Annotated in this window: 14 protein-coding genes; 5 read left to right on the top strand and 9 right to left on the bottom strand. The window is 68.9% G+C overall.

Translation table 11 applies throughout. The features are described from left to right. Nucleotides 1-37: 37 nt before the first annotated feature. Nucleotides 38-1030: an NAD-dependent epimerase/dehydratase family protein gene (locus tag IRT45_RS06430; protein WP_194804959.1), complete on the bottom strand. Its 993-nt coding sequence runs from the start codon at nt 1028-1030 to the stop codon at nt 38-40. Between the two features lie 172 nt (nt 1031-1202). On the opposite strand from IRT45_RS06430, the gene IRT45_RS06425 reads away from it, so the two are divergent. From IRT45_RS06425 to IRT45_RS06415, 3 genes are all read left to right on the top strand, one after another. Beyond that, entirely contained in the window at nt 1203-1526 is a 324-nt protein-coding gene (locus IRT45_RS06425) for a type VII secretion target (protein WP_062997762.1), read from the top strand. Nucleotides 1527-1529: 3 nt separating this feature from the next. Continuing rightward, nucleotides 1530-3203: a hypothetical protein gene (locus IRT45_RS06420; RefSeq protein ID WP_194804958.1), complete on the top strand. Its 1674-nt coding sequence runs from the start codon at nt 1530-1532 to the stop codon at nt 3201-3203. Between the two features lie 207 nt (nt 3204-3410). Continuing rightward, nucleotides 3411-4280: a TIGR03619 family F420-dependent LLM class oxidoreductase gene (locus IRT45_RS06415; protein WP_063014369.1), complete on the top strand. Its 870-nt coding sequence runs from the start codon at nt 3411-3413 to the stop codon at nt 4278-4280. A gap of 25 nt (nt 4281-4305) precedes the next feature. Here IRT45_RS06415 and IRT45_RS06410 read toward each other — a convergent pair whose 3' ends face one another. The 3 genes from IRT45_RS06410 to hisS form a co-directional block, all read right to left on the bottom strand. Continuing rightward, on the bottom strand, nt 4306-5313 hold the full coding sequence (locus IRT45_RS06410) for a malate dehydrogenase (RefSeq protein WP_194804957.1): 1008 nt from the start codon (nt 5311-5313) through the stop codon (nt 4306-4308). A 700-nt stretch (nt 5314-6013) separates the two neighbouring features. After that, nucleotides 6014-6670, bottom strand: a complete 657-nt coding sequence (locus IRT45_RS06405; protein WP_194804956.1) for a hypothetical protein — start codon at nt 6668-6670, stop codon at nt 6014-6016. A gap of 91 nt (nt 6671-6761) precedes the next feature. Further along, the gene (gene hisS, locus IRT45_RS06400; RefSeq protein ID WP_194804955.1) at nt 6762-8039 is read right to left on the bottom strand and encodes a histidine--tRNA ligase; all 1278 of its coding nucleotides are present in this window, start codon (nt 8037-8039) and stop codon (nt 6762-6764) included. Between the two features lie 165 nt (nt 8040-8204). Between hisS and IRT45_RS06395 the strand changes: the two genes are divergently transcribed. Beyond that, nucleotides 8205-9071, top strand: coding sequence for a peptidylprolyl isomerase (locus IRT45_RS06395; protein WP_194804954.1), 867 nt, complete (start codon nt 8205-8207; stop codon nt 9069-9071). Nucleotides 9072-9271: 200 nt separating this feature from the next. Further along, complete coding sequence (locus IRT45_RS06390) at nt 9272-9847, top strand: hypothetical protein (protein ID WP_194804953.1); 576 nt, start codon at nt 9272-9274, stop codon at nt 9845-9847. Nucleotides 9848-9938: 91 nt separating this feature from the next. Here IRT45_RS06390 and IRT45_RS06385 read toward each other — a convergent pair whose 3' ends face one another. From IRT45_RS06385 to IRT45_RS06365, 5 genes are read right to left on the bottom strand one after another with little or no spacing between them, the layout of a single operon-like run. Further along, nucleotides 9939-10325 (bottom strand): DUF4913 domain-containing protein, encoded by a 387-nt coding sequence (locus tag IRT45_RS06385; protein ID WP_233224818.1) that lies wholly within the window; start codon nt 10323-10325, stop codon nt 9939-9941. After that, nucleotides 10322-12151: a type IV secretory system conjugative DNA transfer family protein gene (locus IRT45_RS06380; RefSeq protein ID WP_194804952.1), complete on the bottom strand. Its 1830-nt coding sequence runs from the start codon at nt 12149-12151 to the stop codon at nt 10322-10324. The genes IRT45_RS06385 and IRT45_RS06380 overlap by 4 nt, the downstream gene beginning before the upstream one ends. Nucleotides 12152-12187: 36 nt before the next feature. After that, nucleotides 12188-12808, bottom strand: a complete 621-nt coding sequence (locus tag IRT45_RS06375; RefSeq protein WP_309240817.1) for a hypothetical protein — start codon at nt 12806-12808, stop codon at nt 12188-12190. Next, nucleotides 12805-14508 (bottom strand): M23 family metallopeptidase, encoded by a 1704-nt coding sequence (locus IRT45_RS06370; RefSeq protein WP_194804951.1) that lies wholly within the window; start codon nt 14506-14508, stop codon nt 12805-12807. Before IRT45_RS06370 ends, IRT45_RS06375 begins: the two co-directional genes overlap by 4 nt. A gap of 10 nt (nt 14509-14518) precedes the next feature. Then, nucleotides 14519-14788, bottom strand: a complete 270-nt coding sequence (locus tag IRT45_RS06365) for a transposase (RefSeq protein WP_227463133.1) — start codon at nt 14786-14788, stop codon at nt 14519-14521. Nucleotides 14789-14819: the final 31 nt, after the last annotated feature.

The following is a 14819-nucleotide window of genomic DNA, read 5'->3' as shown; positions in this document are numbered from 1 at the left end:
ACCCCGTTCATGCCGCGGCGCCGTCCCGGAACGACCGTCAGGCCATACTGCTCGCGACTGTGCGCACAGACTCGCCCTTATAGAAGGCCACCAGGTCACGCACGGTTTCCTCGGTCGGCCGGGGCAGGTAGCCGAGTTCGGTCCGCGCCCTGGTCCCGTCGATCTCGGGCGCCGACAGCAGCGCACCCATCGCCGCCCGCGACACCCGGTCGCTGCCCAGCATCTTCCCGATCGGTTCCAGCACCGGCAGCGCCCCGGAGATCACCTTGGCCGGAATGGCGAAGCGCGGGCCCCGTTTCCCGTTCACCTGGGCGGCGAGCTGGGTGACCTCGAGCATCGTCACCATCGCCCCGGACAGCAGATAGTTCTCACCGGTGCGCCCGCGCTCGCCGGCGAGAATCAGGCCGGTGGCGACGTCGCGCACGTCGACCAGATCGAATCCGCCGCCGATCATCACCGGCACCCGTCCGCGCGCGGCATCCCACAGCGTCGTATTGATCCGGGAGTCGGAGTGATCGACCGGGCCGTACACACCGGACGGATTGCAGATCACGGCGTCCAGACCCCGGGCGACGACCGCACGCAATTCCACCTCGCCCTGGAATTTGGAGCGGTCGTAGACGGGCAACGCCGGATCGACCGAGCGCGGCGCGTTCTCGTCGATGCGGCCGCCGCAGCTGTACTGGTTGAAGGCGTGGATCGAACTGGCGTGCACCATGCGCCGGGCGCCGACCGCCAGCGCGGCTTCGGCCACGACCCGCACACCTTCGGTGTTCACCCGCCAGGCCAGGTCGTTGCGATGCGCGAGAGTGATCACGGCGACCAGGTGGTAGACCACTTCCGCACCGGCCAGAGCCGAACGCATCGAGGCCGGGTCCAGCACGTCGCCGCTCACCCAGGTCACACTCGGATCCGTGGCGCCGGAGGGCCGAACCCGATCGATGGCGGTCACCTCGTGACCGCGCTCCACCAGCTGGTGGAGCAGATTCGTGCCAAGGAAGCCGGCTGCGCCGGTGACTGCGACCTTCATGCGATGAGAATATAGAACCCGTTCTAATTTGCAACAAGTTCTAGTTTGCCGGACTCGAACCGCGTCGGCCGGGTCGGTTATATTGAGCCCAGCCCAGCCTCCGGTCGACACCCGGTCGCGCGGCTAATTCGACGTTGACGAATGTTGACCACGATGATTGGGGGGCAGTTCGATGAGCGATCTCACCGCTGACCAGAGCGCGATCAGCGCGTTCGGGGCGGCACATCAGAGCATCGGCACCGAAATCGCGGGCGCGGCCGATATGGACACCGCGACGCACGTAGCTGCGATGACGCCCGTTTTCGGGCTCATCGGCGCCGACTACCTGGCGATGTTCGCGGCGGCGCAGGTCCTGCACTGCAGCGATGTCAACGACCTGTCGGCCAAATGTAATCACTTGGGGCAGTCCGCATTCGGCACCGTCGCGATCCTCGGCGACAACGACGCGGCCGCCGCCGGCGCCCTGGGCGCCATCGGCAACGCGATCGGAGGCTGATCGGTGCACACCATCGGTTCCGGTAACGACAGCGGAGTCATCGCCGCCCCGGCCGCCCCCGCGGCCGACACCTCACCGATCGCGCCCGCCGCACCGGCCTCCGTCCCGGACGCCACGTTGGCCTCGGCCGCACAGCAGGGCCCGATCACCGATATCCCGCTGCCGCAGCTGCCGCCGGATACGCCGCCCGCCTCGGCACCGGCCTTCACGACCGCGCGGAAAGAGTTCGAGGACAACGGTTCCCACGGAATCGGCGCTCCGCACCTGCCCGGCGGGGGTTCCGGCGCCCCCGATGCCGGTCATGCCCACGCCGGAGTGCTGGGCGACGCCGCGTCGCCGTTGCTCGGCGCCGGCCACGACGTGGTGCATCAGGCCGCCGGTGCACTCGGCGGAGTACCCGGCGCGCAGCACGTGCTCGACGGCGCCCAGGCGGCACTGAATCAGGCGCCCGCCGCACTCGACAGCGCCGCCGGTGCGGTCCAGCAGGCCGCCGCCCCGGTCACCGCGGCAGTGCCGGCGAATCTGCCGCCCATGCCCGCCGATCCGGTGGCCGCGCTGATGAGCGGTATGGCGCTGCCCGCACTGCCGGGGATCGACGTGCTGTTCAAACCGTTCCTCGACCTGCTGTCGAGTTTCGGCACCGGTGTGATGGGGGCACTCAATCCGGCCGATCTGCTCAGCCAGTCCTCACAGGTCATTCAGAGCGCCATGCAGATCGGCATGGGGGCGATGAAGTCGGTCGAGCAGGTCTGGCAGGGGCAGTCGGCCACCAGCGCCCAGACCGCGGGCCAGCAGGTGCAGGCCCACGGCGAGGACGCCAGCCAGCGCGGCTTCGACATCTCGAAACTCACCGACGAGGCCGCGGCGGTGGTGCAGCGCGGCAACGTCCAGCTCACTCAGGTCGTCCAGTCCTTCGCGACCCAGGCCGGCGCGCTCGCTCCCGTCGCTTTCACTCCCCCGGGCCAGGCCACGCTGATCGCCGCGGCCACCGAACATCTCGGCCAGGCGGTCACGATCGTGAACGCCACCCGAGGCGAATTGGGCGGCTACACAGGCCAATTGGCGAATGTGGTCAACCAGCTCGCCGGCCAGTACGCGCCACAGGCGGCCGATGCCGCCCAGGCGGTGGCGCAGAACGTCGGGCAGCCGATCGTGGAGCAGGCCCAGAGCCTGCTGTCGGGCGGCGGCGCGGACACCCAGGCCGCCGGCCTCGGTGACCTGAGCGGCTCCGGCCTGTCCGGAGCTTCCACGCATGCCAGCGCCTTCGGCGGTAACGGCGCGCACCCGGGTTCCATGAGCGGCACTGGCGGTGGCGCACTGAGCGGCCTCACCGGCGGACTCGGCGGCACCGCGTCGGGTGGCGGCGCGGCGGCCAAGCCCGGCCTAGGGTCCGCGGTGCCCGGCACCCGCCCCGGGATCCCCGGGATGCCGTTCGGCCCGGGCATGCCCGGTACACCCGGCCAGGGCACGCCCGGTTCGGGTTTCATGGGCGGCGGCACACCCGGCGCGGCCGGGCAGCGCAACGCCGACGAGGATCGCGGCCGCACGGTGCAGAACTACCAGAGTCTCACCGGCAACACCGACCTCACCGGCCCGCTGGGAGAGACCACGCCCGAGGTGATCGGCCAGACCCATTCCGACGAGCTCATCAGCGATTACGAGAACGACCAGCTCTGATCGCCGCGACGCGGCAGCCGCATCATCGCCCCGGATGGCCCGGACCGTACGGTCCGGGCCATCCCCTTCGGGAGCGAGACTTAGAACAGGTTCATTCGACCGTTCAGCGGCCGAACTCGGGACAACGCACTGCCTATCCCACTAGGATCGCCAGCACAACTAGAATCTGTTCTAGTTTCATATCGGCAACACCCGAGAGGACCACCGATGCGTTTCACCTACGCGGAGGCGATGACCGATCCGGCGCATTACGTACCGCTGGCACAGGCCGCGGAGGCGGCCGGATTCCACAGTATGACCATCGCCGACAGCGTCGCCTATCCCGCGGAGTCGGATTCGACCTACCCGTACACCCCGGACGGCAACCGGGAATTCCTCGACGGTAAGCCGTTCATCGAGGCGTTCATCCTGTCCGCCGCGTTGGCGGCGGTGACCACGACGCTGCGGTTCACTCCCTTCGTGGTGAAGCTGCCGATCCGCCCGCCGGTGCTGGTCGCCAAACAGGCCGCCTCCCTCGCCTACCTCAGCGGCAACCGTTTCTCGCTGGGCGTCGGCATCAGCCCGTGGCCCGAGGACTTCCAGATCATGGGCGTGCCGTTCGAGCGGCGCGGCAAGCGCATGGACGAATGCATCGAAATCGTCCGCGGCCTCTCGCGCGGCGAATACTTCGAATACCACGGCGAGTTCTACGACATCCCGAAGATCAAGATCACCCCGGGCGCCACCGAACCGCTCCCGATCCTGGTCGGCGGGCACAGCGATGCCGCGCTGCGACGCGCCGTGCGCCTGTGCGACGGGTGGATGCACGCCGGCGGCGATCCCGAGGATCTCGACCGCATGCTGGCCCGGTTGAACGAGTTGCGTTCCGAGCGTGACGCATCCACGCCGTTCGAGATCCACGCGGCCTCGCTGGACGCCTACACCACCGACGGCATCAAGCGGCTCGAGGACAAGGGCGTCACCGACGTGATCGTCGGCTTCCGCTACCCGTACGTCGCCGGCGACGACACCGAACCGCTCGCGGACAAGATCGCGCATCTGGAGAAGTACGCGGAGAAGGTCATCGCCAAGGTGTGATCGGCGGCGCGAGCGGTCGATCGGCTCAGCCGCGCTTGGCGAAGCCGAGATCGATCACCGCCTCGCGCTCGGCCGCGAGTTCGGCGACGCTGAGATCGATACGCGCACGCGAGAATTCGCCGATCTCCAGATCCGGCACGATCGAGTACTCACCACCGGCGCACGTCACCGGGAACGAACTGATGAGCCCTTCCGGCACCCCGTAGGAGCCGTCGGAGGGCACCGCCATCGACACCCAGTCACCGGTGGCCGTGCCCAGCACCCAATCGTGGATGTGGTCGATGGCCGCGCTCGCCGCACTGGCCGCCGAGGAGGCCCCGCGCGCGGCGATGATCGCGGTTCCGCGCTGCTGGACGGTGGGGATGAAGGTCTCGCGCACCCAGGCCGGGTCGTCGATCACGCGATCGGCCGGCTGCCCGCCGATCAGCGCGTGGCTGATATCCGGATACTGCGTCGCGGAGTGGTTGCCCCACACCGTCATTCGCGTGATCGAAGAGCCCGGGGCGCCACTGCGCGCGGTGAGCTGGGCGATGGCCCGGTTGTGGTCGAGGCGGGTCAGCGCGGTGAAGCGCGCCGCCGGCACATCGGGCGCATTGCTCATCGCGATGAAGGCGTTGGTATTGGCCGGATTTCCGACCACCAGCACCTTCACATCGTCGGCCGCACTGGCGTTGATGGCCGCCCCCTGGTCGGTGAAGATGGGCCCGTTGGCCGCCAGCAGATCCGAACGCTCCATCCCGGCGGTGCGCGGGCGGGCGCCGACCAGGACGGCGACCGAGGCGCCGTCGAATCCCACCCACGGATCGTCGCTGATGTCGATCGAATCGAGCAGCGGGAAAGCCCCGTCCTCCAGCTCCATCGCCACCCCTTCGACGGCGCCGACGGCCGCCGGGATCTCCAGCAACCTCAGCCGCACCGGCGTCTGCGGCCCGAGCATGGCACCGGAGGCGATGCGGAACAGCAACCCGTAGGCGATCTGACCGGCGGCTCCGGTGACGGTGACGGTCACGGGCGTGCGGGCGGCATTGCTCACGACAACTCCTTGTTCACGAGAACTCGACGGTCGGCTTCGATCTTCACCCTAACGACCCTCACCGGCCGAAACCCGGCAGCGTGAGCAACCAGACAACCCGAGCGGATCCGTACCGTCCCGCAACCGTTTTCGACGATCCGTCCGGCGGGCTCGCCCGCCACCCGCACACGCGGAAGGGGTGCCACCCCTCCGGCGGCACCCCTTCTCGCGACAGCTCAGATGCACCAGACGACACTGCCCAAGGGGAAGCAGATCGCGACGGAACCGTCGATGTCGCTCGCCGACGGAGAGGTGCCCGATGGGGTCGCGGCAGACGCGGCGGGGGCTACGACAGCACCGAGTGCCACTGCGATGGCGGCAACCGCGGCTGCTTTGCGGAATTTGATGGTATGCATGGCGAACCCTTCGTTTTGTACGACTCCGATCCTGAAAAACTTGCGAGTCTCAGTGTTCGCTGTGCGCGTGGGTATTTCCAGACAAGAAAGTGTCAAACCAGGAGTTACCGGATACCGGTGCGGTCACAGACCTGGCCAGGTGCCCAAAATCGAGCCGATGAAGTAAGCCAAAAGATTGCCCACCGGGGCGGATGCCGAAACATGCCTTTACCCCACCTCCGCGCCGCCGTTATGGAACCGTGACCGTGTACCGTCCGCACGGCTCCCTGAGCGACGAACTATGTCCGATTCATCCCGAACGGCGATCAGGAGGTGGTGTCGCGGCTCAGCGTCGCGATATCGCTGTCGCTCAGCCGCACCGGCTGCACGATGTCACGCGCCCGCACCAGCTGCACCGCCCGATACAGCGGCCGCTCCTCCAGCCCGGCGTCACGAGCCTCCGCCCGCAACTGCCCGACCAGTAATCCGGACAATGCCAGTGCGGCGGCCAGCTCCGCGGACGAGAGCGCGTCGGCGAGCGTGCGCAACCCCAGGATGTGCAGTTCGCGTCCGCTGCCGGCGTCGGTGTACATCGCCAGCGGTACGGTCTGGGTCCGGTCACCGGCGGTGATCCGCAGCGCGATCCGGCTCAGCCGCCCCGGGTACACGAGCACCTCGACACCCGTCGCCGCGGCGACGTCGAGCCGTCGCCGGCCCACCAGCGTCCGAGCCTCGATCACCGTGCCCGACAACCACATTCGCCGCCGCCGGACCGCCAGCGCATAGATCGCCGTCGGCGCGCCGAGCACCCCGCCGACCACGACACCGGCCGGCCAGCTCACGACCAGCCCCACCACCACGCCGACGACGACACCCGCGCCGATCGCGCCCAGCGCCAGCCGCCGCAGCATCGGCGCGTACAGCTCCGGGGCGATGAGGTCGAGGCCGACCGGTTGCGGCGCAGCGGAATTCGCGTCGTTCACGAGGCCGCGCTCATCCGCACGCGCCGGACCGGACGGGCCGCTGACCGGAAACCGATGCGCGCGACGGAATTCGAGACATGCTCGGACCGTACTACCGCTGCCCGGCCAGCGCCGCCGACACCTGCGCCACGACCTCGGCGAGCGGGATCTGACGCTGGTCGCCGGAGCCGAGGTCCTTCAGGCCCACCTGTTCGTCGGCCAGGTCACGATCGCCGAGGACCAGGGCGAACGCCGCACCGGACCGGTCGGCCGCCTTCATCGCGCCCTTCACGCCACGCCCACCGTAGGCCAGATCGACCCGGATCCCGGCCGCGCGCAGTTCGGCCGCGAGCACGACCAGCCGGGCCATCGCGGCCTCCCCCAGCGGCACGCCGAACACGTCGACCCGCGCCGGTTCGCCCGCGGCCTTACCCTCGGCCTGCAGCGCCAGCATGGTGCGGTCGATGCCGAGCCCGAACCCGATCCCGGACAGCGGCTGGCCGCCCAGTTCCGCCATCAGCCCGTCGTAGCGGCCACCGCCGCCGATACCGGACTGCGCGCCCAGGCCGTCGTGAACGAATTCGAAGGTGGTCTTGGTGTAGTAGTCCAGGCCGCGCACCATGCGCGGATTGATCACGTACGGCACGCCGAGCGCGTCCAGGTGGCCCAGCACCTGCTCGAAGTGCGCCTTCGCGGAGTCGGAGAGGTGGTCGAGCATCAGCGGCGCGTCGGCGGTCAGGGCGCGGACCTCCTTGCGCTTGTCGTCGAGCACCCGCAGCGGGTTGATCGCGGCGCGCCGGCGGGTGTCCTCGTCCAGCGGCAGCGCGAACAGGAATTCCTGCAGAAGTTCCCGATACTGCGGCCGGCAGGTCTCGTCGCCGAGCGAGGTGATCTCGAGCCGGAAGCCCTCGAGTCCCAGCGACCGGAAGCCCGCGTCGGCGACGGCGATCACCTCGGCGTCCAGCGCCGGATCGTCGACGCCGATCGCCTCCACGCCCACCTGCTGCAACTGCCGGTAGCGACCGGCCTGGGGCCGCTCGTAGCGGAAGAACGGGCCGGAATAACACAGTTTGACCGGCAGCTGACCACGGTCGAGACCGTGTTCGATCACCGCGCGCATGACGCCCGCGGTGCCTTCCGGCCGCAGGGTCACACTGCGTTCGCCGCGGTCGGCGAAGGTGTACATCTCCTTGGTGACCACATCGGTCGATTCGCCCACCCCGCGTGCGAACAGCGCGGTGTCCTCGAAGACCGGCAACTCCACATGCCCGTATCCGGCCAGTCGCGCGGCGCGCACGAGGCCGTCCCGTACGGCGACGAACTCCGCCGAGGCGGGCGGCACATAATCCGGAATCCCTTTCGGGGCGGTGAAGCTGCTGGTCTTGGTCACAATGGTCCAGTTTCCCCCACCCGGACGCGGCAAGTCCAACCGGTTCGGCCTCCACCGAGCCGAGCTGGGCAATTGTACGGAACGATCCGGGGAAGTTAGGGGTCGTCTCAGGAAGTGATGGCACACTCTTATGCCGATACGCAACCGACACGGGAGGACCGGGTAGTGCCGACCAACGAACAGCGACGAGCGGCGGCCAAGCGCAAGCTGGAACGCCGACTGGAGCGACAGGCGCAGCGTGCGCGCAAGCGTAAGCAGCTGGCGATCGCCGGATCGGCGCTCGGTGTGGTCGTGGTCGTCGCGGCCGGCGTCGGGATCTACTACCTGACCCGCGGCGACGACACCCCCAGCGCCGCGGCCAAGACGCCCGACGCCTCGCTCTCGTCCACCCCGCAGGCCGCTGCCCCGCCGGAGGCCAAGCCGAAGACCGCGACGGTGAGCTGCGCCTACACCGATGGGGGCCAAGCCGCCAAGCCGGTGCACAAGCCCGAGCAGACCGAGGTCTCGACCACCGGCTCCCCGAAGGTCGCCATCGACACCAATCGTGGTCCGATCGGCATTTCGCTCAACGCGGGTGAATCGCCCTGCACGGTCAACAGTTTCGTCAGCCTGGTGCAGCAGAAGTTCTACGACGGCACCCCCTGCCACCGCCTGACCACCGGCGAGGGGCTGAAGGTGCTGCAGTGCGGCGATCCCAGCGGTCAGGGCAACGGCGGGCCGGGGTACGCCTTCCCCAACGAATACCCGACCGACCAATTCGCCCCCGGCGATCCCACCGCGCAGCGCGTTCCGGTGCAGTACAAGCGCGGCGTGGTGGCGATGGCCAACAGCGGCCCCGACACCAACGGCAGCCAGTTCTTCCTCGTGTACGGCGATTCCCAGCTGCCGCCGCAGTACACCATCTTCGGCACCGTCGACGAGGCCGGGCTGAAGACGCTCGACGCCATCGCCGAGGAGGGCGTCGAGGATCCCTCGACCGGTGACGGCGCGCCGAAGCAGCCGGTCACCGTGAAGACGATGCAACTGAGCTGAGCCCCCGGCGCGGCCCCGGATCCGCCTGCGATGGACCGGATCCGGGGGTTAGGCTGCCCTGCTCCGCGCTGGTAATCTCGTAGAACGGACTGCGCTGAAGGTGGGGCGCCGCCACCGCGAATCGACCGTTCGTGTGGCGGAGTCCGATACGAAGCATCAGAATCGTCCACAGAGACAACTGCAGCATCGGGGAGCAGGCAATGGCCGAGGAACTCGACGACATCGGCCGCGAGACAGCGGCTTTGATGAGGCAAATGTTGCAGCTTGCGACACTGGTCGCACTGCGCACCCGCGAACGTGGTCAGCGAGAAGCCGAAGCGCGCGTGAAGGTCACCCAGGAGCGGGTCAAGGAGACCCGCGAGCGGTTGCTGCGCGAGGCCCGCGAGGCCAAGGCGAAGGATCCGCGCAACCTGGAGTTGGCGCGGATGCTCGAGCGCCCCGCTCTGGAACGGGGTATCTCGCTGGAGAAGGACCGCCTGGAACACTCCCGGGTGGCGCGCGGCGCCCGCGCCGCAGCCGATCGGCAGAAGGCCCGCGAACGCGAACTGACCCGCTACGACTCTCCGGAGCGGCGGCAGGCGTTGGCCGCCCATCTGTCCCGGGTCGGGGTGGCGCCGGAATTGGCGGCCGTGCGCATGCTCATGGATGTCAGTCAGGCGCAGCCGCCGCAGGCGGCGGTCCGCACCCGGCCGGAGGAACCGCCGCGGGTCACCCGGGCGCGGGAACACGACGAGCGGATGCGCGAACGCGAGCGCAACCGCGAACGCAACCGCTGACCCACCCGCTCACGACTGTGCCGCCGACCCGGAACGGGTGGCGGCACAGTCGTTTTCGCGGCAACCAGGCGGGTCGGCCCAGGCCGGCGAATCAGCCCTTGTTCGGATCGGCCGCGCTGGGCTCACCGAACATGCCCTGCTGGGGCGGAGTGAGTGGGAGGGGGCTGAGCATGTCCTTGTGGCCGTTGCGCACACTGCAGTACTTGAACGGCCCGCGCGGATCGAACAGCTTGTTCATATGTGGGTCGGCATGTTCGAGAAACCAGACACTCATCCCGGTCTGGCCGTCCTGGCGCAGGTATTCCCATGCGCGCCACAGCGCTTCGAGCCGCATGGCCGCCTCTGCGTGCTTCCACCACTCCGGGCACCACACCGTATCGGTGAGGTCGGTGACCTGGCGCCGATAGATGAGGCTCAGGAAGTTCTCCACGAACTCGACCACATTCGAGTAGATCATTTCCTCGGGCTGGTCGTTCACAGCGGGCGAACCTCCTCGGGCTGTCCGTAGGTTGCGGGCGGCTCACCGGGCATCGAACCGCCGTCGAGTACGGTGCGCTCGCCCACGAGGTCGCTCATCGTGGTGCGACGCTGCGGATCATGCTGTTCGATCGACTTGCGCACCTCGGCAGCGTACTCCCCTTCCCACCACGGCATGGTGCGCACGAGAACCGCAGGCGCACCAGAGGAGAACACTACGGCGCGGCCGCGCGGCAGGGTTGCCAGTGCATTCGCGTTGAGGGTTCGCGAGGAGCCCAGCGAACGCGAATAACTTTTGCCGCCTTTGGATTCCGAGACCGACGACGAAATGGAGTCGTAGTCGCCGATCGCCTCCGAGCGGGCCGCCAGGAATGTCATATCGTCGACACCGGGGCCGAGGACCTTGATATTCGCCGCCGCCCACAGCGCCTCCATACCGGCCTGACCCCAGCACCGCACGCCCTGTGCCCAGGACTGCAGCACGGTCATCACGACGATGCCGCGAGAACCGAAGTGACTGTACTGCTTCGGCAGATCCTTCCAGCGCACGATATTGGCCGCCTCATCGAGCACCGCGAGCAGCGGGATCGAGAGCCGACCCAGGTGCTGGGTGGTCGCCTTCCGCATCGCGACGTCGACGACGGCCTCGGTCAGAGCACTCACAAGTGGGCCGGCTGAACCGCGCCCCTCCAGCGACAGGCAGTAGAGGGTGGAATTCCGATCCAGAAAATCCCATTCATCGAATTGGTAGCGATCCCCCGGGGTCACCCACTGGTGCACATTCGACAGTTTCAGACAGCGAACCATCTTCTTCGCTGTGCCGAAAACGCCATCTTTGGTGCGGGATTCGGCATTGTATTGCTGAGCCAGGCCTGCGGCCGAGAAATGGTGGCTGGCACCGCGCAACACTTGAACGGGCTCGATGTCGTTCGGGTTCGTCACCCACTCCCACACCTGGGTGATCGGCCGTCCCGCCACAGCTGCGGCCAAGAACAACCCTGCCAGCAAATCTTCCGCCTCCGGGTCGAAATAGCTGTCGGTTGTTCCATCGGCGCCGTCGTCAGCGTCGGCGAAGTGGCCGGCCAGTCGGGCCGCGCGCATCTCACATCCCTCGCGGCGGGCGTCCACCCACGACAGCGGATCCCAATACCAGGTCGGCTGTTCTCCCGCGACGCCCTGTGGATCGAATACGAACGTGCGAGACCCCTTGCCCTCCCGCACATCTCGGGTCGCGTCGACCACATCGCGTTTGTTGGAGGTCACCAGCACCGGGCCGATCGCCGACAGGATCGCCGGAATCACCCGGGAGGTCGTCTTACCCTGGCGCGGACCCCAGATGTCGAGATGCAGATCCTCGTAGGAGCCGAACAGCATCACGCCGTCGATCACCCCGACTCCGATCGGCACGCCGGGCGAATCCTCGTAGCCGAGGCGCACACCCAGCTGCTGAGCCTTGCTCCGGACCCCGGCCTCGGTGAGGGCCGCGATCGCCCCGCCGCTGCCCATGTACTGGGCCTTGTCGTCGACGGGCAGCTTCCCGCGGCTGCGGCGCTTCTTCATCTCCCGCCGCACGAACACGATGCCGACGACGACGAGCACGACGAGCAGCACGATCACCGTGGAGGCGGTCGGCCACGTCAGTTCTCCGCGGGCGATCTTCGCGATGCAGGCGATCGGATTGATCGGTACGTCCTGGGGCGCCGTCGACAGCTTGTTGCCCAGATGCAGTGCGGCCCAGAGGGTGCCGACCACCGCGAAACCGATGTAGATCAGATACAGGGCGAGGTCCGGTCCCGGATCGGCCGGGTCCTTCACCTTCTTCGCCATCTCGCCTCCTGAGGTGACCGAGTCTGTGGCCGTGGCTCAACGGAATCCGTCGAGCCGCCAGCCGTCGGGGGTGCGGACGACGGTGGCGATCACCGTCGTGGGGGGTAGCGTCTCGCGGGAACCGTCGGAGTGCACGGCGGTCTGCTCGATACCGATCTTGAACTGCTGGTGGTCCGAATCGCCGTTGCCCGGGGCCTGTTCGCCGGAGGCGAAGGTGAAGGCCTCCACGCGCACGCCCGAACGCCCCCATTCGGCCCAGCGCAGTGTCGGTTTCGGGGTCTCCTCACCCGGCGGTGCGTCGAGTGTGCGAAGCAGGCTGGGGCCCAGCCACTTCCGCGCCCGGGCCAGCGACGCTCCCTGCGCCTCGGTGGCCGGATACCAGGTGAAGATCTCGCGCAGCGCGGCGACGGCGACACCGTCGGGAGTGCCGGGGTCGGGTGCCGGGGCGGCCTCGAGCTGACGCGGTGTCGACGTGGCCGACGCCGGTGGTTCGGCCTGCTCGGACCCTCCCGCGCAGCCGGACAGCAGTGCGACGCTCACCACCAGCATCACCACCAGGTTCGCGTAGACGGCCCGTGCCGTAGGTCGGCGGCCCGGCGCCCGGAACGCCGGGCGCTGTCTCCAGGTTATCGGTCCCGCACCGGGTCGTGCCGTCACAACACCCTCCGTAACCGCGCGTCGCCGGGGACGGGCGCCTCGCTCACGCCCGAGGGGTCGCTGGAACGGATCATCCTGCCGTTGCCGGCGTAGATGCCGACCTCGGCCGGGCCGCGCAATCCGAAGCGGGAGAACACCAGATCGCCCGGCTGAGCGTTGCGCATCGGCACCTCGGCACCCGCCTCCCACTGTTGTTCCGCGGTCTGCGGCAACGTCTTCGCGCCCGAGGAGGCCGCGAACACCGCGGCCGAGGTCAGGCCGGGACCGTCCAGTCCGCCGCCGGTCGGTCCCTGCGGACCACCACCACCCCACACGTACGGGGTGCCCATCCACTGCTGGGCCGCGGCGAGGATGTCGGCGCCGGCCGACCCGTGGCCGGGCTGGAATCGGCCCATCGATCCGGGCGCCCGGTACTGCGCCTCCATGGCGAGGATATTCGTGACGTAGGGCCGGGTTTCGGAGAAGTGGGCGGCCACCTGATTGGGCATCCCACCCGAGGCGAGGACCGCCCCCTCGCCCGCGTTGTAGGCGGCCAGCGACAGCGGCACCACATCGCCGTGCACCTTGCCCTCGCCGATCCACCGCTCGACCTGATGGGCGATCGAACACATATAGCGCCCCTGGGCGATGATCGCGTCGCCGTCGTCCCACAGGCTGGCCTGCCCGTTGCCGTCCGCGTCGAGCAGGTACGGGCGTCCGTCGTCGGGATCGGTGGCCCGGGCCGTGGTTGGCAGGAATTGCGCCAGCCCCTCGGCGCCGGCGGGCGAGGTGAGCCCACGCTGAAACCCGGATTCCTGACGGCCCTGGGCCGCCAGCACCGACGCGGTGATCTCCGGGCACAGCGAACCCGCACGCCGATACCAGATTTCGAGTTCCGGCGGCACCTTGCCGTCGGCGAGCGCGCCGCCGGCGCTGCCGAATCCGCGGCTGCACAGCGGGTTCGCCGAATAGGGGAAGGCGCCACCGCCGCTGGGCGTCAACGCGCCGTCGAGCCACGGCAGCGGATCGATCTGATGACCGCCCGTCAGGCGCCCACCGGGCACGATCTCGAAATGCAGGTGCGGACCGGTCGATTCGCCCGCCGATCCGACCGCGCCGATCTCCTGACCGGCCCGCACCCGCTGCCCGACCCGCACCTTCACTCCGCTCGCCCACTCGTGGCCGTAGACGGCGGAGAAGGGACGGCCGTTGACGTCGACGGAGTCGATCACGATCCAGTTTCCGAAACCCGAGGCCGGACCGGCGGCGACGACGACACCATCGGCCACCGCGAACTCCGGCGTGCCGTCCGGCGCGGCCAGATCCACACCGAGATGGGTACCGCCGCGGGCGCCGAACGTGTCCGACACCGTGAACGATCCGCCCGGCAGCGGCCAGGTACGCCGGATCGGCGCGATCCCCGCGGCCAGCGACGGTGCGCCCATGGCGCTGGGATTCGCCTGTGCCGCAGGGATATCCGCGGCACTGGGAGTCGCCGAGCTCGTACCGCGCGGGTCCGTCGTCGCGGTCGGTGTGGTGGCACCCGACTCCGTCACCCGCGCCGCCCACGGCGCACCGGAGGTGTCCGGCAGCCCCGAACCGGGCGCGGTCGGCTGATCGGCGCACGGATCCTCCGAGGAGGGCAGCACGATCACCACCACGAGAGTGATCAGCGAGACGACACCGCCGAGGACGAGGGCGGTGAGGGTTTTCGCGTTCACCGCGCACCCGTCATGTCGCGCGGCGGGTTTCGTTCAGGGTTTCCACCAGGGTGCGATTCATTTCCGCCGCAGCCGCCAACTGCTGTTGCAGCAGCGCCACTTTGCGGCGCAGGGCCACGGCGTCCATTCGTTCCAGGCTGGGCCCCTCCGCGGCACGCACCCAGTTGCGCACCGAATTCGTGTGCACGCCGATCTGTTCGGCGACGACCCGGCAGGCCTCCGACTCGCTGCGCAGCTTGTCAGTGAGCGCGACGACCTGTTCCACCGCCGCCTTCCGCACCTGCGGCGACACTCTCCGGTATGACCTGTGC

The organism is Nocardia sp. BSTN01 (assembly GCF_015354405.1).
In the GTDB taxonomy this organism is placed as follows: Bacteria; Actinomycetota; Actinomycetes; order Mycobacteriales; family Mycobacteriaceae; genus Nocardia.
Note: the sequence above shows the minus strand (reverse complement) of the source record. Positions and strands in the feature narration are given on the sequence as shown.